The 1,261-nt window shown below is 73.0% G+C and carries 2 protein-coding genes; both read left to right on the top strand.

The window, feature by feature from the left end; genetic code table 11:
• Positions 1 to 239 (top strand): transketolase C-terminal domain-containing protein (locus tag AB0K51_RS34855; protein ID WP_363462312.1); only part of this gene is annotated, 239 nt, incomplete at its 5' end.
• Between the two features lie 15 nt (positions 240 to 254).
• On the top strand, positions 255 to 1,261 hold a 1,007-nt coding region (locus AB0K51_RS34850; RefSeq protein WP_363462310.1), incomplete at its 3' end, for a dihydrolipoamide acetyltransferase family protein.

The raw sequence follows: 1,261 nt of genomic DNA, 5'->3' as shown, positions 1-1,261 counted from the left end.
TGGAGGAGTCGGTGAAGCGGACCGGGCGCGCGATCGTGGTGCACGAGGCGCCGGTGTTCCTGGGTCTGGGTGCGGAGTTGGCGGCGCGGTTGACGGAGCGGTGCTTCTACCACCTGGAGGCGCCGGTGCTGCGGGTGGGCGGTTACCACGCGCCGTACCCGCCGTCGCGGGTCGAGGAGTCGTACCTGCCCGATCTGGACCGTGTGCTCGACGCCGTCGACCGCGCGTTCGCGTTCTGAGCCGGGGGAGTGGAGATGACCACCGAGGTTCGCTCGCTGCGCGAGTTCAAGATGCCCGACGTGGGTGAGGGCCTGACCGAGGCCGAGATCCTGACCTGGTACGTGAAGCCGGGTGACACCGTCACCGACGGGCAGGTCGTGTGCGAGGTGGAGACCGCGAAGGCCGCGGTCGAGCTCCCGATCCCGTTCACCGGCGTCGTCGAGTCCCTGCACTTCCCCGCCGGCGCCACCGTCGACGTCGGCACCCCCATCATCGCCATCGCCGCGACCGAGGACGGCACGGTGGCGGAGCCCGCCGAGCCCGAGCGCCGCGAGGTGCTGGTCGGCTACGGCCCGCGCACCGGCACGGCACAGCGCCGGGCCCGCCACAGCTCCACCGGCCCCACCCCCCAACGACCGTCCGACACAAGGCCGTTGGCGAAGCCGCCGGTGCGCAAGCTGGCCAAGGATCTGGGCGTCGACCTGCGCAGCGTGGCGCCGACCGGTCCGAACGGGACCGTCACGCGCGAGGACGTGCACGCCGCGGCGGCCGGTGTCGCCGAGGCCGTCGTCCCGCAGGTGGTGGAGCAGGCCGTGGTGGCCGTTGCGTCGGCTGCGGTCGGGGACGTGCGGGTGCCGATCAAGGGTGTCCGCAAGGCCACCGCGGCGGCGATGGTGAACTCCGCGTTCACCGCGCCGCACGTCACCGAGTTCGTCCAGGTCGACGTGACCCGCACGATGAAGCTGGTCCGCCGCCTCAAGGAGACCGGCGAGCTCGGCCCCGGCGTCCGCGTCAGCCCGCTGCTGCTGGTCGCCAAGGCCCTGCTCACCGCGGTCAAGCGGCACCCCGAGGTCAACGCCCAGTGGGACGAGGCCGCCCAGGAGATCGTCCTGCGCGGCGCCGTCAACCTCGGCATCGCCGCCGCCACCCCCCGCGGGCTGATCGTCCCCAACATCAAGGACGCCGGCTCCCGCAGCCTCACCCAGCTCGCCACCGCCCTCGGCGAACTGGTCGACACCGCCCGCCAGGGCAAGACCAGCCC

It is taken from the genome of Kitasatospora sp. NPDC049285 (genome assembly GCF_040678815.1).
In the GTDB taxonomy this organism is placed as follows: domain Bacteria; phylum Actinomycetota; class Actinomycetes; order Streptomycetales; family Streptomycetaceae; genus Kitasatospora.
The sequence above is the reverse complement of the archived record's forward strand: the minus strand, read 5'-3'. Positions and strand labels throughout refer to the sequence as shown.